Annotated in this window: 24 protein-coding genes and 1 riboswitch; of the genes, 7 read left to right on the top strand and 17 right to left on the bottom strand. The window is 73.1% G+C overall.

Annotated features, from left to right (window positions below; translation table 11 throughout):
• The first annotated feature begins 12 nt into the window (after positions 1-12).
• Positions 13-129, top strand: a riboswitch (TPP riboswitch).
• The 4 genes from ACBJ59_RS06225 to pknB all read left to right on the top strand — a co-directional run bounded on the left by ACBJ59_RS06225 (position 119) and on the right by pknB (position 4,309).
• Positions 119-1,303: an FAD-dependent oxidoreductase gene (locus ACBJ59_RS06225; RefSeq protein WP_375109205.1), complete on the top strand. Its 1,185-nt coding sequence runs from the start codon at positions 119-121 to the stop codon at positions 1,301-1,303. It overlaps the preceding riboswitch by 11 nt.
• Positions 1,300-1,500 carry a sulfur carrier protein ThiS gene (thiS, locus tag ACBJ59_RS06220; RefSeq protein ID WP_375109204.1) on the top strand — a complete coding sequence of 67 codons (201 nt, stop codon included), beginning with the start codon at positions 1,300-1,302 and terminating at the stop codon, positions 1,498-1,500. Before ACBJ59_RS06225 ends, thiS begins: the two co-directional genes overlap by 4 nt.
• A complete protein-coding gene (locus ACBJ59_RS06215) occupies positions 1,493-2,248 on the top strand; it encodes a thiazole synthase (RefSeq protein WP_375109203.1) in 756 nt (251 codons plus the stop codon). The genes thiS and ACBJ59_RS06215 overlap by 8 nt, the downstream gene beginning before the upstream one ends.
• Positions 2,249-2,401: 153 nt before the next feature.
• The gene (gene pknB / locus ACBJ59_RS06210; protein WP_375109202.1) at positions 2,402-4,309 is read left to right on the top strand and encodes a Stk1 family PASTA domain-containing Ser/Thr kinase; all 1,908 of its coding nucleotides are present in this window, start codon (positions 2,402-2,404) and stop codon (positions 4,307-4,309) included.
• 39 nt (positions 4,310-4,348) lie between these two features.
• Here pknB and alc read toward each other — a convergent pair whose 3' ends face one another.
• The 4 genes from alc to ACBJ59_RS06190 form a co-directional block, all read right to left on the bottom strand.
• Positions 4,349-5,293, bottom strand: coding sequence for an allantoicase (alc, locus tag ACBJ59_RS06205; protein ID WP_375109201.1), 945 nt, complete (start codon positions 5,291-5,293; stop codon positions 4,349-4,351).
• A complete protein-coding gene (gene allB, locus ACBJ59_RS06200; RefSeq protein WP_375109200.1) occupies positions 5,294-6,616 on the bottom strand; it encodes an allantoinase AllB in 1,323 nt (440 codons plus the stop codon).
• Positions 6,613-7,770, bottom strand: coding sequence for a glycerate kinase (locus ACBJ59_RS06195; protein ID WP_375109199.1), 1,158 nt, complete (start codon positions 7,768-7,770; stop codon positions 6,613-6,615). The genes allB and ACBJ59_RS06195 overlap by 4 nt, the downstream gene beginning before the upstream one ends.
• Positions 7,771-7,868: 98 nt before the next feature.
• Positions 7,869-9,179: a nucleobase:cation symporter-2 family protein gene (locus ACBJ59_RS06190; protein WP_375109198.1), complete on the bottom strand. Its 1,311-nt coding sequence runs from the start codon at positions 9,177-9,179 to the stop codon at positions 7,869-7,871.
• Between the two features lie 153 nt (positions 9,180-9,332).
• On the opposite strand from ACBJ59_RS06190, the gene ACBJ59_RS06185 reads away from it, so the two are divergent.
• Positions 9,333-10,496, top strand: a complete 1,164-nt coding sequence (locus ACBJ59_RS06185) for a winged helix DNA-binding domain-containing protein (RefSeq protein WP_375109197.1) — start codon at positions 9,333-9,335, stop codon at positions 10,494-10,496.
• Here ACBJ59_RS06185 and ACBJ59_RS06180 read toward each other — a convergent pair.
• The 8 genes from ACBJ59_RS06180 to ACBJ59_RS06145 form a co-directional block, all read right to left on the bottom strand.
• Positions 10,491-10,703 carry an EF-hand domain-containing protein gene (locus ACBJ59_RS06180; protein WP_364136688.1) on the bottom strand — a complete coding sequence of 71 codons (213 nt, stop codon included), beginning with the start codon at positions 10,701-10,703 and terminating at the stop codon, positions 10,491-10,493. The genes ACBJ59_RS06185 and ACBJ59_RS06180 overlap by 6 nt on opposite strands.
• Before the next feature lie 113 nt (positions 10,704-10,816).
• Positions 10,817-12,220: an 8-oxoguanine deaminase gene (locus ACBJ59_RS06175; protein ID WP_375109196.1), complete on the bottom strand. Its 1,404-nt coding sequence runs from the start codon at positions 12,218-12,220 to the stop codon at positions 10,817-10,819.
• Positions 12,217-12,687, bottom strand: coding sequence for a (2Fe-2S)-binding protein (locus tag ACBJ59_RS06170; RefSeq protein WP_375109195.1), 471 nt, complete (start codon positions 12,685-12,687; stop codon positions 12,217-12,219). The genes ACBJ59_RS06175 and ACBJ59_RS06170 overlap by 4 nt, the downstream gene beginning before the upstream one ends.
• Complete coding sequence (locus ACBJ59_RS06165) at positions 12,687-13,547, bottom strand: FAD binding domain-containing protein (RefSeq protein ID WP_375109194.1); 861 nt, start codon at positions 13,545-13,547, stop codon at positions 12,687-12,689. Before ACBJ59_RS06165 ends, ACBJ59_RS06170 begins: the two co-directional genes overlap by 1 nt.
• Positions 13,548-13,551: 4 nt before the next feature.
• Complete coding sequence (gene pucL, locus ACBJ59_RS06160) at positions 13,552-14,415, bottom strand: factor-independent urate hydroxylase (RefSeq protein ID WP_375109193.1); 864 nt, start codon at positions 14,413-14,415, stop codon at positions 13,552-13,554.
• Complete coding sequence (gene uraH, locus ACBJ59_RS06155) at positions 14,416-14,715, bottom strand: hydroxyisourate hydrolase (protein WP_364136678.1); 300 nt, start codon at positions 14,713-14,715, stop codon at positions 14,416-14,418. It abuts the gene before it with no gap.
• Entirely contained in the window at positions 14,712-15,212 is a 501-nt protein-coding gene (uraD, locus tag ACBJ59_RS06150; RefSeq protein WP_375109192.1) for a 2-oxo-4-hydroxy-4-carboxy-5-ureidoimidazoline decarboxylase, read from the bottom strand. Before uraD ends, uraH begins: the two co-directional genes overlap by 4 nt.
• A 95-nt stretch (positions 15,213-15,307) precedes the next feature.
• Positions 15,308-16,252 carry an NADP-dependent oxidoreductase gene (locus tag ACBJ59_RS06145; protein ID WP_375109191.1) on the bottom strand — a complete coding sequence of 315 codons (945 nt, stop codon included), beginning with the start codon at positions 16,250-16,252 and terminating at the stop codon, positions 15,308-15,310.
• A gap of 183 nt (positions 16,253-16,435) precedes the next feature.
• Between ACBJ59_RS06145 and ACBJ59_RS06140 the strand changes: the two genes are divergently transcribed.
• Complete coding sequence (locus tag ACBJ59_RS06140; RefSeq protein WP_364136672.1) at positions 16,436-17,275, top strand: deoxyribonuclease IV; 840 nt, start codon at positions 16,436-16,438, stop codon at positions 17,273-17,275.
• A 380-nt stretch (positions 17,276-17,655) separates the two neighbouring features.
• Here the strand turns inward: ACBJ59_RS06140 and ACBJ59_RS06135 are convergent, their stop codons facing one another.
• From ACBJ59_RS06135 to ACBJ59_RS06115, 5 genes are all read right to left on the bottom strand, one after another.
• Positions 17,656-19,146, bottom strand: coding sequence for a cation acetate symporter (locus ACBJ59_RS06135; RefSeq protein WP_375109190.1), 1,491 nt, complete (start codon positions 19,144-19,146; stop codon positions 17,656-17,658).
• Positions 19,143-19,436, bottom strand: a complete 294-nt coding sequence (locus ACBJ59_RS06130; protein ID WP_375109189.1) for a hypothetical protein — start codon at positions 19,434-19,436, stop codon at positions 19,143-19,145. The genes ACBJ59_RS06135 and ACBJ59_RS06130 overlap by 4 nt, the downstream gene beginning before the upstream one ends.
• Before the next feature lie 13 nt (positions 19,437-19,449).
• The gene (locus tag ACBJ59_RS06125) at positions 19,450-20,190 is read right to left on the bottom strand and encodes a LytR/AlgR family response regulator transcription factor (protein WP_375109188.1); all 741 of its coding nucleotides are present in this window, start codon (positions 20,188-20,190) and stop codon (positions 19,450-19,452) included.
• A 66-nt stretch (positions 20,191-20,256) separates the two neighbouring features.
• On the bottom strand, positions 20,257-21,429 hold the full coding sequence (locus tag ACBJ59_RS06120; protein WP_375109187.1) for a sensor histidine kinase: 1,173 nt from the start codon (positions 21,427-21,429) through the stop codon (positions 20,257-20,259).
• Positions 21,430-21,481: 52 nt separating this feature from the next.
• A complete protein-coding gene (locus ACBJ59_RS06115; RefSeq protein ID WP_375109186.1) occupies positions 21,482-22,078 on the bottom strand; it encodes a molybdopterin-dependent oxidoreductase in 597 nt (198 codons plus the stop codon).
• Between the two features lie 252 nt (positions 22,079-22,330).
• Here ACBJ59_RS06115 and aroF point away from each other — a divergent pair, with 252 nt between their 5' ends.
• The gene (gene aroF / locus ACBJ59_RS06110; protein ID WP_375109185.1) at positions 22,331-23,362 is read left to right on the top strand and encodes a 3-deoxy-7-phosphoheptulonate synthase; all 1,032 of its coding nucleotides are present in this window, start codon (positions 22,331-22,333) and stop codon (positions 23,360-23,362) included.
• Positions 23,363-23,447: the final 85 nt, after the last annotated feature.

The raw sequence follows: 23,447 nt of genomic DNA, 5'->3' as shown, positions 1-23,447 counted from the left end.
GTAGGCTGTGGACGTAAGACGCGCGGGAGTCCGGCCGTAACCGGGCTGAGAGGAAGGCTGCACCGGGCCTTCGACCGCAAGACACCTGATCCGGATCATGCCGGCGAAGGGAGCGCATGTGGACGTGATCGTGGGTGGCGGGGTCGTCGGGCTTTCCGTCGCCTGGCGGATGGCCCGTGAGGGGCGGCAGGTCACCGTGGTCGACCCGGCTCCGGGCACGGGTGCCTCGCACGCGGCGGCGGGGATGCTGGCCCCGGTCAGCGAGGTGACCTACACCGAGGCGCCGCTGCTGCGGCTGGGGATGGCCTCGCTGCGCCGCTGGCCCGCCTTCGCCGCCGAGCTCTCCGCCGACGCCGGCCTGGACGAAGCCGCCGGACCGGGCGCGGAGCAGGGGCCGAACCGGCCGGACGCGGGGCAGGGGCCGAACCGGCCCGGCGCGGGGCGAGGGCTGGATCTCCGGTCGGACGGGACGCTCGACGTGGCGTTCGGGGCCGACGACCTGGCGGCGCTGGACGAGCTGGCGGCGTTCATGGACAAGCTGGGCCTGCCGGTCGAGCGGCTGACCGGGCGGGAGTGCCGTCGGCTGGAGCCGATGCTGGCACCCTCCGTGCGCGGCGGGCTGCTGGCGGCCGGTGACGCCTGGGTCGACCCGCGCCGCGTGACGGCGGCGCTGCTGGCCGCCCTGGAACGGAGGGGCGTGCCGCTGGTCAGGGCCCGCGCGACGGGGCTGCTGCGCGAGGGCGGGCGCGAAGGTGGGGCGGTCACGGGCGTGCGCCTGGACGGCGACCCCGCCGAGCTGCGGGCCGAGCGGGTCGTCGTGGCGGCCGGGGCCTGGAGCGCCGAGCTGGCCGAGGTGCCGGTGCGGCCGGTCAAGGGGCAGATCATGCGGTTGCGCTCGCCGCAGCCGCTGCTCGGCCGGTGCGTACGCGGAACCGTGCACGGCTCGTACGTCTACCTGGTCCCCCGGGGCGACGGCGAGCTGGTGGTCGGGGCCACGCAGGAGGAGCTGGGATTCGACACCCGGGTGACCGCCGGCGGGCTCTACGAGCTGCTGCGGGACGCCAGGGAGCTGGTGCCGGGCGTCACCGAGCTGGAGGTCGCCGACGTGGTGGCGGGGCTGCGGCCGGGGACACCGGACAACCTGCCGGTCATCGGGCCGAGCGGGACACCGGGGCTGGCGTTCGCGACCGGGCACCACCGGGGCGGCGTGCTGCTGGCCCCGCTCACGACGGCCATCCTGCTGGGCGAGGAGAGCGAGCTGGCGGCCCTGTGCACGCCGGAGAGATTTCGGGAAATTTCATGATTGTTACCATCAACGGGGCCGCGCACAAGGTGGTCGACGGCATCACCGTGGCGCAGGCCGTACGCATATTGACCGCGGTCACCACCGGAGTGGCCGTGGCCGTGAACGACGAGGTGGTCACGCGCGGCGCCTGGGACTCGACGGCGCTGCGCGACCGTGACCGCGTGGAGGTTCTGACGGCGGTGCAAGGTGGATGATCTGATCATCGCCGGGGAGAAGTTCTCCTCCCGGCTCATCATGGGGACCGGCGGCGCGCCCTCGCTGGAGGTGCTCGACCAGGCGCTGGCGGCGTCGGGGACCGAGCTGACCACGGTGGCGATGCGGCGGCTCGACCCCGGCTCACGGGGCTCCGTGCTGGACGTGCTGCACAGGCGCGACATCAAGGTGCTGCCCAACACGGCCGGCTGCTTCACCGCGGGCGAGGCCGTGCTGACGGCCCGGATGGCCAGGGAGGCCCTGGGCACGAACTGGGTCAAGCTGGAGGTCATCGCCGACGAGCGGACGCTGCTGCCGGACCCGATCGAGACGTTCGACGCGGCCGAGCGGCTGGTGGCGGACGGGTTCGTGGTGCTGCCGTACATCGGGGACGACCCGGCGCTGGCCCGGCGGCTGGAGCAGGCCGGCTGCGCCGCCGTGATGCCCCTGGGGGCGCCGATCGGCTCGGGGCTGGGCATCCGCAACCCGCACAACATCGAGCTCATCGTGGAGGCCGCCGGCGTGCCGGTGATCCTCGACGCGGGCATCGGCACGGCGAGCGACGCCGCGCTGGCGATGGAGCTGGGCTGCGACGCCGTGCTGCTGGCCACGGCCGTCACCAGGGCGCAGCGGCCCGACCTCATGGCGGCGGCCATGAAGGGCGCCGTGGTCGCCGGGCGGCTGGCGCGGCAGGCGGGCCGCATCCCGCGCCGCCGCTACGCCGAGGCGTCCTCCCCGATGACGCCGTGACCCCGGAGGCGCCCGTGACCCCGGTGGCCGTCGTGACCTGGGAGGGGTCGTGTCCGCTTCGCCGGAAGCTGGGACGTTCCAACGGGAACGTCTCCGCATCGGTTTCGGGCGCCCGGGCCCTGCCAGTGGCAAAACGCCCGTAAACTCAGCGGGGTGGATACGACGACTGCGGACCCCCTGGTCGGGCGGCTCCTCGATGGGCGCTACCGCATCGAGAGCCGGATCGCCCGGGGCGGTATGGCGACCGTCTACCTCGCGCTGGACATCCGGCTCGACCGGACGGTGGCGCTGAAGGTCATGCACCGCTCGCTCGCCGAGGACCCGGCCTTCGTCAGGCGGTTCATCGGCGAGGCCAAGTCGGTGGCCAGCCTCTCCCATCCCAACGTGGTGCACGTCTTCGACCAGGGCACCGACAACGACGTCGTCTACCTGTCGATGGAATACGTCCCGGGCCGCACCCTGCGCGACATCCTGCGCGAGCGGGGCAGGCTGCCGGCCCGTGAGGCGCTCGAGATCATGATCCCGGTGCTCGCCGCCCTCGGCGCGGCCCACCAGGCCGGGTTGGTGCACCGCGACGTCAAGCCCGAAAACGTCCTGATGACCGACGACGGCCGGGTCAAGGTCGTCGACTTCGGCCTGGCCAGGGCGATCGAGGCGACCAACCAGACCCGTACCGGCGTGATGATCGGCACGATCGGCTACATGGCGCCGGAGCAGGTCACCACCGGCGCCGCCGACGTGCGCAGCGACGTCTACGCCGCGGGCATCATGCTGTTCGAGCTGGTGACCGGGCAGCAGCCGTACGACGGTGAGACGCCGATGTCGGTGGCCTACCGGCACGTCCACGACACCGTGCCGGCGCCGTCGTCGGTGGTGCCCGACGTGCCGCCGCTGATCGACACGCTGGTGGCGCACGCGACCGCCCGCGAGCCGCACGACCGGCCCGCCGACGCGACCGCGATGCTCGTGGCGGCGGTCGAGGCGCACCGGTTGCTGCCGCGCACGACCACACCGCCGGGCACGGGGCCGGTCTACGCGCACTCCCAGCCGCCGAGGGCCGGGAGCGCGTCGGCCGCCCGGTCGGTGCCGCTGGCCGCCCCCGCCCACACGCTGGTCCAGCCGCGGGCCGAGGTTCCGCGGCGGCGCGGGTTCCGGCCCAACTGGTTCCTGGTGGTGCTCGCCGCCGTGATGGTGGTGGCGGTCGGGCTGACGGGCTGGTATTTCGCGCAGCCCGAATACGTCACCGTGCCCAACCTGGTCGGCAAGAACCTGGCGGTGGCCCAGAAGAACCTCGCCGCGCTCGGCCTGAAGATGCGCGAGGCCGACGGCCATTATGACGAGAAGCTGGCCGAGGGCCTGATCCTGCGGTCCGACCCGGCGGCCGAATCCCAGCTGGAGAAGGGCTCCACGATCACGCTGGTGCCCTCGCTGGGCCCCGAGCGCATCGTGGTGCCCGACGTGTCGGCCATGACCGGCAACGAGGCCCGCGCCGCGATCGCCAAGGCGGGCCTGACGGTCGGCTCCGTCAAGCGCCTGGCCAACCAGGAGGTCGAGCGCGACAAGGTGATCCGCACCTCGCCGCAGGTGGGCGAGAAGGTCAAGAAGAACGCCTCGATCGACATCTACGTCAGCGCCGGGCTCGTCATGCCCGACGTCGGCGGCATGCCGAAGGACGAGGCCGCCGGCTACCTCGGGCAGCAGGGCTTCCAGGTGCAGGTCAACGAGGTCGATGACGACGCCGAGCCGTGCACGGTCATCGCCCAGTCCCCCAAGGCCAAGTCCGAGGTGGACAAGGGCGCGCCGGTCATGATCACGGTGGCGCGCTGCCAGACGGACTTCTGGCAGTGGTTCCGCGGCGACAACGAGGGCCGCGACGACCAGCAGTTCAGCCTGGTGCCCGGGGTGATCGGGAAGAACATCAACGACGCCAAGGCGGAGCTGGAGGCGCTGGGGTTCAAGGTCCGGGTGCAGCGGCTGGGCAACCGGGGCGTGGTGCAGTACCAGCGGCCGCTCCCGAACAGCGAGCGGCCGCCCGGCACCACGGTCTACCTCTGGCAGTGAGCCGGCGAGCGCCCCGGGGCTCCGGGGCGCTCGATGCCGTCAGGCGAGGTGGCCGTGCAGGCGGACGCGGGCCAGGCCGCCGTCCGGGTGGATGTCCACCCGCACGTGCGTCACCGGCTCCGCGTGGCCGAGGCGGAAGCGGTGCGGCGTGTCGGGCTGCAGGCGGGTCCTGGGCAGGAGCTCCACCTCGCGCTCCCCGTCCAGCCCCGTCAGCGACACCGCGCCGGGCGCGTTGAACAGCAGGTTCGTGGTGTCGATCTCGGCCAGCCGGACGATCCCGCGCCCGGCCAGCCGGATGACGAGCCAGTCGTTGCCCTCGCCCCGCCGCCGGGCCGTCTCCCAGCCCTCCGCCTGGTGCCGGGCCAGTCCCGGCGCGATGACGTTGTTGGGCGCGGAGTAGAACTCGTCGGAGCAGGCGGTGACCAGACCGCCGTTGGCGAGGGCGGCCAGGTCGAGGCCGAGGCCCTCGTAGAGGGACAGGTCGGGGCGCACCTCGCCGTGCACCCGCAGGCGGGCGACGCCGCCGTCGGGGTGGATGCTGAGCCGTACGTGCGTGTACCGGGACTCGTCGGCGACCTCGAAGTGGTGCTCGGCGTCCCCCTTGAGGTCGGACCTCGGCACGATCTCCGTCCACGGCGCCGCCAGCAGCTCGGCCGGTGACGGGTAGCCCGCCACGCAGGTGGCCGCCACGGACGCGTGGGGCGGGTAGTTGCCCTTGAACCAGGCGGTGTCGATCACCACGCCGCGGATCACCCCGGGCAGGCCGAGCCGTACGAGTGCCCAGTCGTGGCCGGCTTCGCGGCGGCGGCGGGTCTCCCACCCGTCGTACACCTGCCCCTTGTTGCCGAACGTCGCGGGCGAGAACTCCGGCCGGCCCGGCCGGATCAGGCTCTCCTTCTCGGCGAACGACTCGTCGCTGGCCGCCACGACGGACCCGCCGAGGGTGCGCAGGGCGAGGTCGGGCAGGGTCGTGAAGCGGATCATCTACTGCGCTCCCGGCAGGAATCGTCCGTGCGGCGTGCCGTCCACCGGGTGGCCGCGCAGCCAGGTGGTCAGGACGGCGCCCTTGAGGGTGCGGCCGTGGTAGGGGGTAACGGGGTTCTTGTGGTGGAGGCGGGCGGCGTCGATCAGGTTGTCGGCGCCGGGATCGAAGGCCACCAGATCGGCGTCGTTTCCGACCTTTATCCCGCCTTTTCCGGAGATGCCGGCCAGGGCGGCGGGGTTGGCCGACATCCAGCGGACCACGTCCCCCAGCCGGTGCCCCCGGCGCGCGGCCTCCGTCCAGACGGCTGGCAACCCGAGCTGGAGCGAGGCGATGCCACCCCACGCGGCGGCGAAGTCGGGCACCTTGAGCTCGGCCGTGGACGGCGAGTGGTCGGACACCACACAGCTCAGCACCCCCCGCGCGAGCCCGTCCCACAGCAGGTCGCGGTTGGCCTCGGAGCGGATCGGCGGGCAGCACTTGTACGCGGTCCCGCCCTCGGGCACCTGCTCGGCCGCCAGCGTCAGGTAGTGCGGGCAGGTCTCGGCCGAGACCGCCACGCCCCGGGCCTGGGCGGCCTCCAGGACGTCCAGGCAGGCGGCGCTGGAGACGTGCAGGACGTGCACCCGGCAGCCGGTCTCGGCGGCCAGCCGGACGACCCGCTCGACGGCGCTGCGCTCGGACTCCCCCGGCCGGGAGTCGAGGAACTCCCGGTAGGTCGGCCCGCCGGGCTCGGCCAGCAGCGCCGGGTCCTCGGCGTGCACGACCATCATCCCGCCGAACCCGGCGATCTCCTCCAGAGCCTCCCGCAGCTCGTCGTCGGCCAGCGGCGGGAACTCGTCCACGCCCGAGGGCGACATGAAGCACTTGAACCCGTAGACGCCGCGCTCGTGCAGGGGCGCGAGGTCCTTGACGTTGCCGGGCACCGCGCCGCCCCAGAAGCCGACGTCCACGTGGCACTGCCCCTCGGCGGCCCGCTGTTTGACCTCGAGCGCCCCGGCGGAGACGGTGGGCGGCAGGGAGTTGAGCGGCATGTCCAGGATCGTGGTGACGCCTCCCGCGGCGGCGGCCCGGGTTGCGGAGTCGAAGCCCTCCCAGTGGGTGCGGCCCGGCTCGTTGACGTGGACGTGCGTGTCGACCAGGCCCGGCAGGAGGGCCACGTCACGCAGGTCGATGTCCTCGGTGGCGGGGACCGGGGCGGCGTAGTCGTACAGGGCGGCGATCACCTCGCCCCGTACGGCCACGGCGACGGCCCGCTCGCCCTCCGGCGTGACGGTCCTGCGCGATCTGACGACGGTGTCGAACTCGGTGTCGAATCCGGTCATCCGGTCCCCTCCAGGAGGCGGTCGGCGGCGAGCCGGGAGGCCAGGCGTTCGAGCAGCGGGCCGGCCTCGGCCATGCAGCGGGCCGGGTCGGGCTCCAGGTCCGTCAGGGCGTAGGCGGCCTCGATGCCCGCGGCCTTCAGGTCGGCGTCGCTGAGCGTACGGCGCCCGCAGACGGCCACCACCGGCACGCCCGCCCTGGCGGCGGCCTGCGCCACGCCGACGGGCGCCTTGCCGCGCAGCGACTGCTCGTCCAGCGACCCCTCACCCGTGATCACCAGGCGCGCGCCCTGGACCAGCTCGCCGAACCCGAGCAGGTCGAGCAGGTAGTCGATGCCGGGCCGCAGCTCGGCGTGCAGGAACGCCAGCGCCGCGAACCCGACCCCGCCGGCCGCCCCCGCCCCCGGCGCTCCCGCCACGCCCATGGCACGCGGGACGTCGTCGTGCTCGACCGCCCCCATCAGCCCGTGCGTGGCCGTGGCCACGGCGGCCAGGCGGGACAGCGCGGCCTCCAGCGTCTTGACGTCGTCGGGTGTGGCGCCCTTCTGGGGCCCGTAGACGGCGGCGGCGCCGTGCGGGCCGAGCAGGGGGTTGTCCACGTCGCTGGCCACCACGAACTCGACGCCCGAGACGTCCAGGAAGCCCGACATGTCGATACGGGCCAGCGCCTGCAGCGCCGCCCCGCCCCGGGACAGCTCGGCGCCGCCGGCGTCCAGCAGGCGGGCGCCCAGGGCCTGCGCCATGCCCGCTCCCCCATCGGTGCACGCGCTGCCGCCCAGGCCCAGGACCACCCGCTCGGCGCCCCGGCGCACGGCGTCGGCGACCAGCTCGCCGGTGCCGTAACTGGTGGCGGTCAGGGGCTCGCGCCCGCCGGGCAGCCGGCGCAGCCCGGACGCCTCCGACAGCTCGACCACGGCGGTGCCGTTGGGGTGCCAGGCGTAGGAGGCGGGGATCCGCTCGCCGGTGGGGCCGGTGACCTCGATCGTGATCCGGCCGAATCCGGCCGCCACCGCCGCGTCGACGGTGCCGTCGCCCCCGTCGGCGACGGGCAGCTCGACCGTGGGCACGCCGAGCCCTGCCGACACCCGGGATGCCACCTCGGCCGCCGTCAGCGTCCCCTTGAACTTGTCGGGGGCGACCAGTACGTGCTGAACCACTACGAACTCCCACCTGATGATGAACAATGTCCTGACACGCCTTCCTGCCCGGTGCGAGCGGGCAGGAAGGCGTGACTCATCATCACATCCCGGCCCGCTCAGCTCGCGCGCTGGGCGGGGCGCAGGTGGTTGAAGACGAGGTTCAGGAGGATCACCAGCAGGCTGCCCGTGCTGATGCCGCTGTTGAGGATGGTCTGGGCCCAGTCGGGGAACTTGTCGTAGAAGTCCGGCACGCCGACCGGGATGGCGGCCACGCCGAGGGAGACCGCCACGATGACCAGGTTGTGGTTGCCCTCGAAGCTCACCTTCGCCAGCGTGCGGATGCCGGAGGCGGCCACGGTGCCGAACATGGCGATGCCCGCGCCGCCGAGCACCGGCTGCGGGATGGCCGCGATCACCGCGCCGAGCACGGGGATCAGGCCGAGCAGCACGAGGATGCCGCCGGCGGTGGCGACGACCCAGCGGCTGCGTACGCCGGTCAGCCCGACGAGCCCGACGTTCTGGGCGTAGGCGGTGTAGGGGAAGGTGTTGAACACGCCGCCCAGCGCGGTGGAGAACCCGTCGGCCCGCAACCCGTCGGCCAGCCGCCGCGGGGTGAGCTCCGAGCCGGTCATCTCGGCCACCGCCACGAAGTCGCCGGTCGTCTCGGTCATGGAGACGAGCATGACCACGCACATCGAGATGATCGCCGTGACCTGGAACGTGGGCATCCCGAACGCGAACGGCGTGCTGATCCCGAACAGGTCGGCCGAGCCGACGTTCGAGAAGTCCGTGAACCCGAGCGGGATCGCCACGAGCGTGCCCGCCACGATGCCGGCCAGCACGGCCACCCGGCCCAGGAATCCCTTGGACAGCCGGTAGATCGCGAGGATGAACAGCAGCACGGCCGCGGCCATGGCGATGTTGCGCGGTTCCCCGTACGACGGGCTGCCCGCGCCCCCGGCGGCCCAGCGGGCGGCGACCGGCAGCAGCGAGATCCCGATGATGGTGATGATGGTGCCGGTGACCAGCGGCGGGAAGAACCTGACGATCCGGGCGAAGTAGGGGGCGACGGCCACGACGAGCAGCCCCGACACGATGACCGCGCCGTAGATGGCCGGCAGGCCGCCCTGGGTGGTGCCGATCAGCACCATCGGGGTGACGGCCGCGAACGTGCAGCCCTGCATGATCGGCAGCCGGACCCCGAACCGCCACACCCCGACGCACTGGATGAGCGTGGCGATGCCGCTGATCAGCAGGTCGGCGTTGATCAGGTACGCGAGCTGGTCGGGAGGCAGGTCGAGCGCACCGCCCACGATGAGCGGCACCGCGACGGCGCCCGCGTACATCGCCAGCACGTGCTGCAGCCCGAGCGTGCCGAGCTGCGCGGCCGGCAGGCGGGCGTCGACCGGATGCACCTCACTCTTCATGAGTCACTCCAGGTTCAGGGGGTGACCTCAAGTGAAACAAGCGATCTCCCCGCGAACCTATGCACAAGCCCATCAACCGCTGCCCGCCGCACCTGTCGTCAGGTGTGTGATCCTCCAACTAGGCTCACTGCGGGAAAGGGGGCCTTTGTGCGGATGACGACGAGACAGCGGCAGGTGCGGCTGGCCCTGCGGCACCGGCTGGCGCGCAAGGCCGCCACGCCGGAGGAGGCGGCGGAGTCCGTGGTGGCGCTGCACGGCACCGACCCGGCGACGGTGTTCCTGTCGGCGGGCGCGCGCCTGGCGGCCCCCGGCCCGGAGCCGGTCGAGCGGGCCCTGTACGCCGACCGCACGCTGGTGCGGATGACCGGCATGCGGCGCACGGTCTTCGTGGTCCCGGCGGAGCTGGTGCCGGTCGTGCACCACTCCTCGATGCCGGCGATCGCCCGCAGGGAGCGCGCGTCCGTGCTGAAGGTGATCGCGTCGGGTGGCTGGGACGAGACCCGGCTCAAGGACGTCGAGGCGTCGGTGCTGCGGCTGCTGGCCGAGTCGGGCGACGCCACGGCGGCCGAGCTGGGGGCGCTGGAGCCGCGGCTGCGCGAGCGGTTCACGGTGGCGGTGGGCAAGCCGTACGAGGGCGTGGTGAGCCTGGGCTCGCGCCTGCTCGCCCTGATGGCGATGGACGGCCTCCTGGTACGGCGGGCCCGCGTGTCCGGCACGTGGGTCAGCGGCACGCACTACTGGGGCCTGGCCCCGGAGATGGCCGAGCTGGCCGCGCACGAGGCGCAGGCGGCGCTGGTGGCCCGGTGGCTGGCGGCGTTCGGCCCGGGCACGGAGGCGGACCTCAAGTGGTGGACCGGCTGGACGCTCAAGGACGTGCGCCGGGCCCTGGCCGCCACCGGCGCGGTGGCGGTGGAGCTGGACGAGGGCACGGGCTACGTGCTGCCGGACGACCTGCCTGACGAGCGGGAAGAGGTCGTGGCGCCCGAGCCGTGGGCGGCGCTGCTGCCCGCGCTCGACCCGACGCCGATGGGCTGGCAGGCCCGCGACTGGTACCTACCGCCGGAGCACCGGGCCGAGCTGTTCGACCGCAGCGGGAACGTGGGCCCCACCGTCTGGTGGGACGGCCGGGTGGTGGGCGGCTGGGCACAGCGGCCCGGCGGCGAGATCGTGTGGCGCGCCCTGCCGGGCGCGGACGTGGGTGCGGACGCGCGGGCCGCGATCGAGGCCGAGGTGGCCGGGCTGGCCTCCTGGCTGGGCGGGATCACGGTGACCCCCCGCTTCCGCACCCCGCTGGAACGCGCGCTGTCGGCCCTATGAGAGCGTCCGGATGAACTCCTCCAGCGAGTAGCGGCCGTCCTGGTCGGAGTCGGCCTCCTGGCTCATCGCCCCGAGCGCCTCCGCCGGGAGGTCGGGGAAGTGCCGCTTCAGCTCGGCCTCGCTGATGTAGCCGTCGCCGTCGGTGTCGATCGACGCGAAAGTGTTCCTGAGCTGCGCCAGCCGCTCGTCTGGGAGTTCCGCCGACACGGGACCGCCTTTCCTGCTCGTTTCGGACATTTACACCTTAGTGGCCCGGACACGATGGGTCCCATGACGAGTGACAGCAAGCCCGAGAGCGCCAGCGTGCGGCAGGGGTCCCGTCAGGTTCCGGCGTCGCCCTGATCCTGGTGGACCTCCTTGGCGGCGGTGATCCCGCGTTCCTCCGCGAGCCGCATCAGCCGCCGGTGCGCCGCGGCGCCCGCCCGCCCGGCCGCGTCCTGGGCGACGGTCCTTAACTCGCCGTCGGCCACCACCGTACGCCCCCCGACCAGCACCCTGGCCAGCGGCGGCACGGGCCCGAAGACGAGCGCGCACACCGGGTCGGCGACGGCGGCGGTGTACGGCCCGTCGACCCGCCACAGGGCGACGTCGGCCAGCTTGCCGGGCTCCAGCGACCCGAGCTCGCCCTCCCGGCCGAGGTTGCGGGCGCCGCCCAGCGTGGCCAGCTCCAGGGCCTGCCTGGCGGTGAGCGCCTCGGGGCCGTACCTGGCGCGCTGGAACAGCAGGGCCTGCCGCATCTCCCCGGCCAGCGCGGTCAGCTCGGAGGAGGCGTTGCCGTCCACGCCGAGCCCCACGTTCGCGCCGCGACGCAGCAGCTCCGACACGCGGGCGATCCCCGCGCCGAGGCGCCCGTTCGAGGAGGGGCAGTGCGCGGAGCCGGTGCCGGTGGCGGCCAGCTTGCCGATGTCGGCGTCGCTCAGGTGCACGGCGTGCGCGAACCACACGTCCGGGCCCAGCCAGCCCAGCTTCTCCATGTAGTCGACCGGGCGCAGCCCGAACTCCCGCAGGCAGTGCTCGTCCTCGTCGAGGGTCTCGGCGAGGTGGGTGTGCAGGCGTACGCCCTTGGCCCGGGCCAGGGCGGCGGACTCGGTCATCAGCTCGGCGCTGGCCGAGAACGGCGAGCACGGCGCGACCACCACGCGCAGCATGGAGGAGAACGAGGGGTCGTGATAGGCGTCCACGGCCTCGGCCGTGGCGGCCAGGATGTCGTCCAGCTCCTCGACCACGACGTCCGGCGGCAGCCCGCCCTTCGACTCCCCCCGGTCCATGGAGCCGCGCGCGGGGTGGAACCTGAGGCCCACCTCGCGGGCGGCCTCGATCTCGGCCGCGAGGAGGTCGCCCCGGCCCTTGGGGAAGACGTAGTGGTGGTCGCTGGAGGTGGTGCAGCCCGACAGCGCCAGCCAGCTCAGCCCGGCCTGGGCCGCGCCCTTGACCACCTCGGCGTCCATGGCCGCCCACACCCGGTAGAGCGCCACCAGCCACTCGAACAGCGTCGCGTCCTGCGCCAGCCCCTGCGAGGCCCACTGGTACAGGTGGTGGTGGGTGTTGACCAGGCCGGGGGTGGCCAGGCAGCCGGTGCCGTCGATGCGCGAGGCGCCGGGGACGGCGGGCGCGGGCCCGGCGCCGAGCTCGGCGATCCGGTCCCCATCGATCCTGATATATCCGGATTCGATCTCGGGGCCGGCGACAGGGGCGATGTACACGTTCTCGATGAGGACGCTCATCCGGCCGCCTTCCGGGAGGCGGCCAGGCGCACCGCGTCGAGGATCTTCTCGTAGCCGGTGCACCGGCACAGGTTGCCCGCCAGCGCCTCCCTGATCTCGGCGTCCGACGGCCGGGGCACGCGTTCGAGCAGGTGGTGGGCCTGCACCAGCAGCCCCGGCGTGCAGAAGCCGCACTGCACGGCCCCGCACTCGACGAACGCCTCCTGCACCGGGTCGAGCCGGTCGCCGTCGGCCAGCCCCTCCACGGTACGCACCCGCCGCCCCTCGGCCTGCCCGGCGGCCACCAGGCAGGCGCAGACCGGCAGGCCGTCGAGGTAGACCGTGCACGAGCCGCACTCGCCCTGCTCGCACGCGTTCTTGGAGCCGGGCAGGCCGAGGCGCTCGCGCAGCACGTACAGGAGGCTCTCGCCCTCCCAGACGTTCTCGGCGATCTCCTCGCGGCCGTTGACGGTGAAGGTGACGCGCATCAGGCGGCCCTCTTTTCCAGGTGGTCGTTCCAGGCCCAGGTGAGCGTGCGGCGGGCCATCACGCCGATGGCGTGCACGCGGTAGGCGGCGGTGCCGCGCACGTCGTCGATCGGCGCGGCGGCCCGCGCGCACAGCTCGCCGAAGCGCCGCAGCAGCGCGGGGTCGAGCGGCGCGTCCCAGTCGAGCTCGCGGGCCAGCAGGTCCTCGGCCTCCAGCGCCCGGCGCGGGGTGGGCGCGGCCGAGCCGATGCCGGTGCCGACCCGCCGCCCCCGGGGGTGCAGCGCGACCGCGAACGAGCACACCGCGATCACCATCGCGTTGCGCGTGCCGACCTTGGAGAAGTACTGGGGCCCGGTGGCGGGCGGCACGTGCACGGCCCTGATCAGCTCGTCCGGCTCCAGCGCGCTGCGCTTGACCCCGAGGTAGAACTCCGTGGCCGGGATCATCCGGACCCCGCGCTCGCGCGACTCCACCTCGACCACCGCTCCCGCCGCCAGCAGCGGCGGGTGGCTGTCGCCCGCGGGCGAGGCCGCGCCCAGGTTCCCGCCGACGGATCCGCGGTTGCGGATCTGCGGCGAGCCGACCGTGCGCGAGGCCTGGGCGAGCCCCGGCAGCGGCCCGCCGAGCTCCGCGACGACCGTCGCGTACGACACCCCGGCCCCGACCCGGCACAGGCCGCCCGCCATCGACCAGTCCCGCAGCTCGGCCACCCGGTTGAGGTCGAGCAGCGCCGGCGGCCTGCGCACGTCGAAGTTCAGCTCCACCATCACGTCGGTGCCGCCCTGGATGGGCACCGCCTCCGGCTGGTCCGCCTTGGCGGCCAGCGCCTCTTCCCACGTCGTGGGCCGCAAGAAGTCCATCTGCCTACTCCCAGGCGAATCCGGCGTCGGGCGCGTCCTCGCGCAGCACGCCGCCCTCGATGAGTCCGTAGGGGCGGTCGGCGGCGTGGAAGACCTCGTTGTCGTTGTCCAGGCCGAACGGGGTCAGGTCGACCGCGAAGTGGTGCTTGTTCGGCATGACCATCCTGACCTCGCAGATCTCGGGGCAGGTGGTGAGGGCGCGCTCGCCCATGGCGTACAGGGTCTGCTGGAGGGAGAGGCTGTGCGTGCCGGCGAACGCGTCGATCAGGGCCCGCCGGACCTCCTCGTACGACTTGGCGTAGGAGGAGGTGCCGTCGCCGGCGTGCCGCCAGCGGGCGGTGACGGCGGTGGCCAGGACGCGGTCGGTGGTGGGCGGGAGGGTGGTGTACTCGTCCACGATGTAGCCGTGGAACTCCGAGCCCGTCGAGTTCAGCACCACCAGGTCCTTGAGCCCGGACACGACCGTGTCGCGGCCGTCGCGGTCGTGGTGGACCACGCACGTGCGCACCTCGCCGCCGTCGCGCACGAACGAGTGCGGCCCGGCGCGGTTCCAGCCGTACTCCTCGATCTCCACCCTGGCGTGGTGGACGGTGGGCTGCGACTCGACGAAGTGCCTGGCCAGCCGGAGGGCGAACTCCTCGATCTGGCCCACGCCGTGCTTCCTGGCGAAGGCGTACACGGTGTTCTTCTGCGAGTCGGTCGGCAGCACGGCGGCGTTGTCGCCGGTCAGGTGGACGGCCTCCATGTCGCCGGACAGGGAGGTGCTGACGCTGACGTCCTTGACGTGGTGCACGGGGCCGTCCCTGACCACGTGGACGAGCCTGGTCTCCGCCTTGCCGTAGCGGTTGGCGCCGAGCCTGACGGTCATCTAGCTCCCTCGGTAGGTCGAGTAGGCGTACGGGCTGAGCAGCAGCGGCACGTGGTGGTGCTGCTCGGGGTCCGTCACGGTGAAGGTGACGACGACCTCGGGGTAGAAGGTCTCCGCCAGGTACGACCCGGTGTCGAAGACGACGCGGTGGACCCCGGCCCCCGGGTTCCAGCCCTTGATCCGGCCGTCGCCGTCGGTGTGCCCCTCGGCCACCACGCGGCCGTCGTGCTCGAGGCGTACGCGCAGGCCGGCGGCGGGGCGGCCGGTGACCGCGTCCAGCACGTGGGTGGAGAAGCTCATGTCCCCTCCTTCATGAGCTTGCCCAGCCGTAGCTTCGTGATGGCGGCCAGCTCGCCGCGGACGACCGCGCGCTCGCGCTCCTCGTCGTTGCCCAGCCGCTCCCGCAGCCGGGCCAGCATCTGGGCGCCGGTCAGCCCGGTGGCGCAGACGAGGTAGACGTGCCCGAACCGCTCCTCGTAGGCCCGGTTGCCCTCGGCCAGCTCCGCGCGCAGCCCGTCCTCCACCCCGGCCTGCTCCTGCCGGGACCAGGACGCCTCCCGGCCGTCCCCGCCGGGCCGCTCCCCGATCCTGGGGTGCGCCGCCAGCGCCTCCAGCACGTCGTCCCAGCCCAGCTCCAGCACGGCCGCACCGGCGGCGGCGAGGAGCCGGTCGAGGTCGCCGTACGGCCGCCCCGAGGCCATCTTCCCGGCGAAGGCGCGAGAGGCGCAGCAGGCGAGCAGTCCGGCCTCGGCCTCGGCCGGGGACCGGGCGTTGAAGGCGTCGAGCGTGTCGGGCATGTCAGAAGTACACACATGCGCTAGGTGCCCGGTCCATCCGCGAGAACTCCCAACTCGCGGCCCGGATGCCCGGAACTTTTCGTGTCATGCTCCAATCACATGGTGATGACGGTCTTGCCCCGGGCGTGCCCGGTGGCCAGGCCGGCCAGCGCGGCGGGCGTCCGCTCCAGCGGCACCTGGGCCTGCACGCGCACCCGCAGCCGCCCCGCGTCGATGAGGTCGGCCAGGTCCGAGAGCACCTGGGGGGTGAGCCGGTTGATCACGTTCACGCCGCGCAGCTCCCGGGCGGCCAGGGCGTCGGGGTCGAGCGCGTGCAGGACGCTGCAGATCACGCCGCCCGGGCGCAGCAGCTCCTCCAGGGGCCGGGTGGCGCCGGCCGGCGAGACGAGGTCCAGCACCGCGTCGATCCCCTCGGGGTGGGCCGCGCGCACCTGGTCGGCGACCGGTCCGGCGGTGTGGTCCACGGTCTCCGCCGCCCCGAGGGCGCGGACGAGGTCCTCGGCCCCGGGCGAGCTGGTGGCGATGACGCGGGCCCCGCGCAGGGCCGCGAGCTGGATCGCCGACTGGCCGACGCCGCCCGTCGCCCCGACGATCAGGACCGTCTGCCCCTCGTCCAGCCGGGCCGCCTCGACCAGGTCCCTGGCCGTCCCGGTGGCGGTGGGCACGGCGGCGGCCTGCTCGGGGATCATGCCCTTGGGCATGCGGGCCACCGGCCCGTCCTGGGCGACCACGCCGTACTCGGCGTAGCTGCCCAGGCCGCGCGGGGGGTCGGTGAAGCGGCCGTACACCTCGTCGCCGGGGCGGAAGCCGCTCACCTCCCGCCCCACCGCCGTCACGACCCCGGCACCGTCCTGGCCCATGATGAACGGGAACCTGGGCGACACCCGGTCCTTCATGGCCCCGCTGGCGATCTTGTGGTCGACCGGGTTGTAGGCGGCCGCGCGCAGGCGTACGAGCAGCTCGCCGGGCCGCGGCTCGGGCTCGGGCGCCTGGATGAGCTCGGGGTCGGCCCCGAAGTCGGAAATGGCGATGGCACGCATGGGCTCTCCCCCGTCTGGCCGAGCGTCTGGCCGCGCTTCCGGTCGCGCGTCTGCGGACGCGGTAGGGCGTTCCCCGCCCGCGTCCCCGCCAAGGCTCGCGGCCCGGCGTCTTGGAACAAGCTTTGTGCGCGCCGCGCGGGTCAGCGGGAAGTGTCCGCCGCTGCGCCTACACTGAGAGTCATCATGACCCTGAAATCCCTGATCGGCGGACACGTGTCCGTCACGGGCGGCCTGGCGACGGGCGGCCTGAAATACATGGCCGAGATCGGCGCCGAGATGATCCAGGTGTTCGTCACCAACCCGCGGGGCTGGGCGCTCACCGAGGGCAAACCCGACCAGGACGCCAAGCTGGCCGAGTCGGGCGTGGAGGCGTTCATCCACGTGCCCTATCTCGTCAACTTCGGCTCGCCCAGCCCGGAGACGCTGGCCAACTCCATCGCGATCGTGCGCCACACGCTGCGGCGCGGGGTGGAGACGGGCGCCAAGGGAGTCGTGGTCCACACCGGCTCGGCGGTGACGCAGTCGCGCGACGACGCGCTGCGGCAGGTGCGCGACAACCTGCTCCCCCTGCTGGAGGAGATCCCCGAGGGCGGCCCCGACCTGCTGCTGGAGCCGATGGCGGGCCAGGGCGCCATGTTGTGCGCCACCGTCCAGGACCTCGAGCCCTACCTGGCCGCGCTCGACTGGCACCCGCGGGCCTGCGTCTGCCTCGACACCTGTCACGCCTTCGCCGCCGGTCACGACCTGGCCGCCGAGGGCGGGGTGAAGGAGACGTTCGACGCCCTGCACGCGATCGCGCCCGGGCGGCTCAAGCTGATCCACGCCAACGACTCCAAGGACGTCTGCGGCGCGAAGAAGGACCGCCACGAGAACATCGGGGCCGGTCACATCGGCGCCCAGCCGTTCGCCGACCTCATGCGGCACCCGGCGGTGGCCGGGGTGCCGATCTGCATCGAGACGCCGGGCAAGGCGCCCAAGCACGCCGAGGACATCACCCTGCTGAAGAAGCTCCGCGACGGCTGACCCGGTGCCTGGCCGGCACCGCCCAGCCGGATAAAACCCCCACCATCGTTGACATCGTGATAGGGGCGCCTGCTCGCGCGATCCGGCCGCCCCCGAAGGCCGGATCGCGGGGCCTGGTCCAGCGGCCTCGCAGGCGCCCCTTCACGGATCCGGCGTGGCGGGCCCCACCCCCCGGTCAAGGGCCCGACAAGCCGCGGCGACCTGCGCGTCGCCGGTGAAGCCGGCGCATCAGACCTGTTGTGAGCCTTGCGGCTCGTCCCCCCCGATGCGCCGGAATGGCTTCCGATGCCGAAACACTACGGTTGCGATCTTGTGGGCGAAACCCTGTTTACGGACAGCTCGTCGAACGGTCAGTAGTCATCGTTATACGGAGAGTATGATCACGACCAGCGGTCGCCGTGCGTCGACGAACGGTAGGTCAGGGGGCCCGCAAGATGCTCGGGCAGATGCATCCTGACCATCATCCGGCCCACTTCCCGCGGGATGCGACCCGGTGTGACCAGGGAAATCACTACCATCGCGGCAAAGGCGACCGGCACGGCGACCAGGACGGGGCAGGAAGTCAGCGCGCCCATGTTCACGCCTGCCTGTCCACCGGCCACAAGCACGGCCGTCACGCCCCCACCGAGCGCGAACCCGGCCGCCACCCCCGCGTCCGTCAGCCGCCACCACCAGATCCCGAGCACGAGCAGCGGGCAGAACGTGGCGGCCGAGAGGCTGAAGCCGAGCAGCACCAGCGCCACCGTCGTCCCCGGGGCGGTGGCCGCCGTCAGGACGAACGCGCCCAGCAGCACCACCACCACGGCGACCCGGAACGCGCCCACCCCGGCCCGGCTCACGAACGTCGACACCGCGCCGCCCACGGCCACCAGCACGCCCCCGGCGGTGGCCAGGAAGGCCGCGAACGCCCCCGCGGCCAGCAGCCCCGTGAGCACGTCTCCCACGGCCCCAGGATGCATCCTGGCGGGCAGCAGGAGCACGATCTCGTCCGCCGCCGCGTCGCGGGCGTGCGCGTGCCCCATGACCCCGTAGAGCGGCGGCACGACGCAGAAGACGGCCAGCATGATCTGCGTGGCCACGATCGACCTCCGGGCCCCGCTCCCGTCCCTGTTGGTGTAGACCCGCACGATCACGTGCGGCAGCCCCATCGTGCCCAGCGCGCACGCCAGCAGCACGGCCAGCACCCCCGGCAGCGACGGGTCGCCCACCCCCGCCAGCCCCGCGCCCGCGTCCCGGTAGGCGCCCTCGAACCGGTCGAGGGGCCACGTCCCGGCCATCCAGCAGCACGCCACGCCGACCCCGAGGAACACGACCAGTTTCAGCAGGAACTGTGAGGCCTGCACGCTCGTCGCGCTCCCCTGCCCGCCGGCGAACGCCACCGCCAGCGCCGCCGCCGCGACGCCCGTCCACCCCAGCCACGGCGGCAGGCCGGTCAGCAGCCGCACCACCACCCCGGCGGCGTGGAGTTGGGCGACCAGGAAGGCCAGCCCGATGACGAGCGCGAAGCAGGTGGCGAAGCGGCGCAGCGGCGCCGAGCGCAGCCGCCATTCGGCGAAGTCGGGCAGCGTGTACGTCCCCGAGCGCCGCAGCGGCGCGACCACCAGGGCCAGGATGACGACGAACCCGGCGGCGGCCCCCGCCGGATACCACAACATCGGCGAGCCCCGGGTGGCGATGAGCCCGGCCGTGCCCAGGCAGGCGGCGGCCGAGGTGAACTCGGAGGAGATCGCGGCGCCGTTCCACCAGGGGTGAACCGCCCTGGCCGCCACGTAGAAGTCGGAGACGCCGCCGGCGCGGCGTGGTCGCGCGGCGCCCACCATGACGCCCAGAACCAGCACGAAGGCGATCCCGGTCAGCACCGCGACGGTCATCTCTCCAGCCGCTCCGCCCGTCTGAGCTGCAGCACGGCCAGACCCACCCACGCCCCCTGGACGGCCAGCGACAGCAACACCCAGGCCCAGGGGGCGGGCACCCACACCGCGATCACCGGAGCGCCCAGCAGCAGGGCGACGACGGCGGCCACGGTGCGCAGCGCCTGCCGTAACTGCAGGCCCACGATGGCGGGCACGTCGGTCACGCCCTCGTCGGGACCCGGCCGGCCGCGGTCCCGCCCGAGCGCGGCGGGCCGTCTCGACACGACGACGCGCCGCTCCGCCTTCACCGCTCCCCACCCCTCACGAGATCGCGCCCCGGTGCTGGCGTACGAGCTGCTCCCGCACCTGCCGGCTGTGCCGCCTGCTGACCTGCAGCGTCTCGGTGCCGACGGAGAGCGTGACCCGCCCGCCCTCGAACCTGAGCTCGCTGACGTGCCGGCCCGACACCAGCGTGCTGCGGTGGATGCGGATGAACCCGGCATCCGACCAGCGCCGCTCCAGCGCGGCCAGCGACATGCGCACGAGGTAGCTGCCGTCCACGGTGTGCAGGCGCACGTAGTCGCCCTTGGCCTCGGCGTACCAGACGGCCTGCTGCGGCACGAAGCGGGTGCGCCCGCCCAGCTCCACCGGGATCACGTCGTCCTGGCCGGGCTCGGGAGCGGGGCCGGTGGCCGCCTCCAGCCGGCGCACCGCCTCGGACAGCCGCTCGGCCCTGACGGGTTTGAGCAGGTAGTCGACCGCCTCCAGCTCGAACGCCTGCACCGCGCACTCCTCGTGCGCCGTGACGAAGACCAGCCTGGGCGGGCTGGGGAAGCCGCCGACCAGCCTGGCGAGGTCGAGACCGTCGAGCCCGGGCATCCGGATGTCGAGGAAGACGCCGTCGAGCCGCTCGCCCCCGCCGATCATCTGGACCATGTCCTGCAGGGCCGTGACCCCGTCGGCAGCGGTCGTGACGTGTTCGATTCGGTCGTCCTGGCGCAACAAGTAGGCGAGCTCTTCCAGAGCAGGCACTTCGTCGTCGACGGCCAGCACTCTCAGCATGTCCACCACGCTGTCGTATGAAAGCAGAGGTCACAAGAGACACGCCAGCATAGCGTAAGTATTTGACTACAACGAGCTAAGTTGTGTCTTGGGAACGCGCAGCCGCACCTTCGTGCCCGCGCCCAGCGCCGTCTCCACGACTAGCCCGTAGCCGTCGCCGTAGATCTGGCGCATGCGCAGGTCGACGTTCGCCAGCCCGATGCCGCTGCCCTCGCGGGCCGGGTCGTCGTCCAGCATGCGCCGGGCGCACTCGGGGTCCATGCCGGCGCCGTCGTCCTCGACCGTGATGTGCGCCTCCGGGCCCGCGTCGCGCACCACGACCCGCACCTCGCCGCCGCCGCCGCGACCGCGCATGCCGTGCTTGATGGCGTTCTCGACGAGCGGCTGCAGGCACAGGAACGGCACCGGCACCGGCAGCACCTCCGGGGCCACCTGCATGCTGAAGCGCAGCTTGTCGCCGAAGCGGGCGCGTTCGAGCAGCAGGTACCGGTCGACGCAGGTGAGCTCGTCGGCCAGGGTGGTGAAGTCGTGCGCGCGGCGCAGCGCGTACCGGGAGAAGTCGGCGAAGTCGAGCAGCAGCTCGCGGGCGCGCCTGGGGTTGGTCCGGACGAACGAGGCGATCGTGGTGAGCGCGTTGTAGACGAAGTGCGGCGAAATCTGCGCGCGCAGGGCGCGCATCTCGGCCTCCAGGGCGCGCCGCCGGGAGGCGTCGAGCTCGGCCAGCTCCAGCTGCCCGGAGACCCAGCGGCCGACCTCGGTGACGGTACGCACGAGCGCGGCGCTCACCTCGGCGTCGAAGGCCGCCAGCGTGCCCACGACCGTGCCGTCCACGGTCAGCGGCACCACGACCGCCCCGGAGGCCGGGCCCTGCGGCTTGCCCGGGTACACCTGCGCCCGCCCGGCGGCCAGCGTGGCCCGGGCGTAGGTGAGCACGTCGTCGGTGCACGGACCCTCCCAGGCCAGCGCGGCGTCCATCGAGGTGATCGCGACGGCGTCGGTGCCGAGCAGGGTGCGCAGATGCCGTACGGCCTTGCGCGCGGAGTCGCGGTCGAGCCCCGCGCGCAGGGCCGGGGCGGCCATCGCGGCGATGTGCAGCGCGGTGAACGTGGCGTCGTCCGCCCTGCCCTTCTCCGAGCCCCTCTCCGGCGATGCGGGACGGCGCCACGGAGCCCGGGCGACCCCGTAGCCCAGGAGGAGGAAAGTCAGAGAGGACAGCGCCACGCACGCGGTGGTCAGCATGCGGAAACCGTAGCCAAAACGGAGCGTGTCCGGGGGAAAACCCGGAGTGAATCTAGGGTGGCCCCTCGCCGGGTTCTTCCTGGTAGGAGTAGCGCTGCTCGCGCCAGGGGTCGGCCACGTTGTGGTAGCCGCGCTCCTCCCAGAAGCCCCGCCGGTCCTCCAGGAGATATTCGATGCCGCGCACCCACTTCACGCTCTTCCACGCGTAGAGGTGGGGCACCACGATCCGCAGCGGGAAGCCGCGGTCGGGGCTGAGCGGCTTCTCGTCGAGCTCCATGGCGAACAGCGTGCCGGCCGCCGCGAAGTCGGACATGCGCAGGTTGGCGCTGTAGCCGTATTCGGCCCAGATCATCACGTGCCGCACACCCGGGTCGGGCGGGGCGACCTCCATGATCGTGGCCGGGGTGACACCGCGCCACTCGTTGGCCATGAGCGAGAACTTGGTGACGCAGTGGAAGTCGGCCAGCCGGGTGGCGCGCGGCAGCCGCTCGAACTCGTTCCAGGAGAAACGGTGCTCCTCGCCCGAGGCGGTGGCGCCGAAGACACGGAAGTCCCAGCTCTCCGGCTTGAACGCGGGCACCCTTCCGTAGTGGATCACGGGCCGGCCGCGCGGGACGTACTGGCCTGGAGGCAGGCGCGACTCCTCCACGATCACTCCCCTCACCGGTCTCGCGTCTTGGGCCATCCTGCCATCGGATCGTCCGTGCCTCGGCAGCGGGTGTGGTGCGCTACGATTGGTGGCTATGCGCACCGCGTGGCTGTTTTGGTATGGCGACGGACCCGAGTCCGTTCGCCATCTGACGCTGCGCTAGCAGTCAGGCGAACGAAGGCCCCGGGTCCGAAAGGACCCGGGGCCTTCTCGCGTTTCCGGCGGGTTTTCGTAAGGAAGAGGAGACAGCACATGGTGATCGTGATGGGGCCCGAGGCCACCGCGGACGACCTCGCGTCGATCGTGTCCGTCGTCCAGGCGGCCGGGGTCGAGGCTTTCGTGAGCAAGGGCGTGCGGCGCACGATCGTCGGCCTGGTGGGCGACGTGACGCAGCTCGACGCGGCCGGCCTGCGCGGCATGCGCGGGGTGCGCGACGTCATGCGCGTGTCCACGCCGTACAAGCTGGTCAGCCGGGAGAACCATCCGGAACGTTCCACGGTCCACGTGGGCGGCGTGCCGATCGGTCCCGACACCGTGACGCTGATCGCGGGGCCGTGCGCGGTCGAGACGCACCAGCAGACGCTGGGCGCGGCCAGGATGGCCCAGGCGGCCGGGGCGGTGCTGCTGCGGGGCGGGGCCTACAAGCCGCGTACGTCCCCGTACGCGTTCCAGGGGCTGGGCGAGAAGGGGCTGCGCATCCTGGCCGACGTGCGCGAGGAGACGGGCCTGCCGATCGTGACGGAGGTCGTCGACGCGCAGGACGTGGAGCTGGTGGCCTCCTACGCCGACATGCTGCAGGTCGGCACGCGCAACATGCAGAACTTCGCGCTCCTGCAGGCGGTCGGCGCGGCCGGGCGGCCGGTGATGCTCAAGCGCGGCATGACCGCCACGATCGAGGAGTGGCTCATGGCCGCCGAGTACATCGCCCAGCGCGGCAACCTCGACATCGTGCTGTGCGAGCGGGGCGTCCGGACGTTCGAGACGGCGACCCGCAACACGCTCGACGTCTCGGCCGTGCCGGTGGCGCAGCGGCTGTCGCACCTGCCGGTGATCGTCGACCCGTCGCACTCGGGCGGGCGGCGCGACCTGGTGCTGCCGCTGACCCGCGCGGCCATCGCGGTGGGCGCCGACGGCGTGATCATCGACGTGCACCCGCAGCCCGAGCAGGCGCTCTGCGACGGCCCGCAGGCGCTGGTGGACGCGGATCTGGGCGAGCTGGCGCAGGTCATGACGGACTTCCCGGCGCTGCTCGGCAAGGCATCCGCCGCCACCGTGGCCGCCTGACCGTCACGCTGTCGCACCGTTCGCGGCCGGCCGCGCCACAAGCCACCCGCCGGCCGTACTCACGAGTAACTTGAGTACGAGACCC

Origin of the sequence: Nonomuraea sp. MTCD27 (assembly GCF_041950495.1) — a bacterium.
GTDB lineage: Bacteria > Actinomycetota > Actinomycetes > Streptosporangiales > Streptosporangiaceae > Nonomuraea.
Note: the sequence above shows the minus strand (reverse complement) of the source record. Positions and strands in the feature narration are given on the sequence as shown.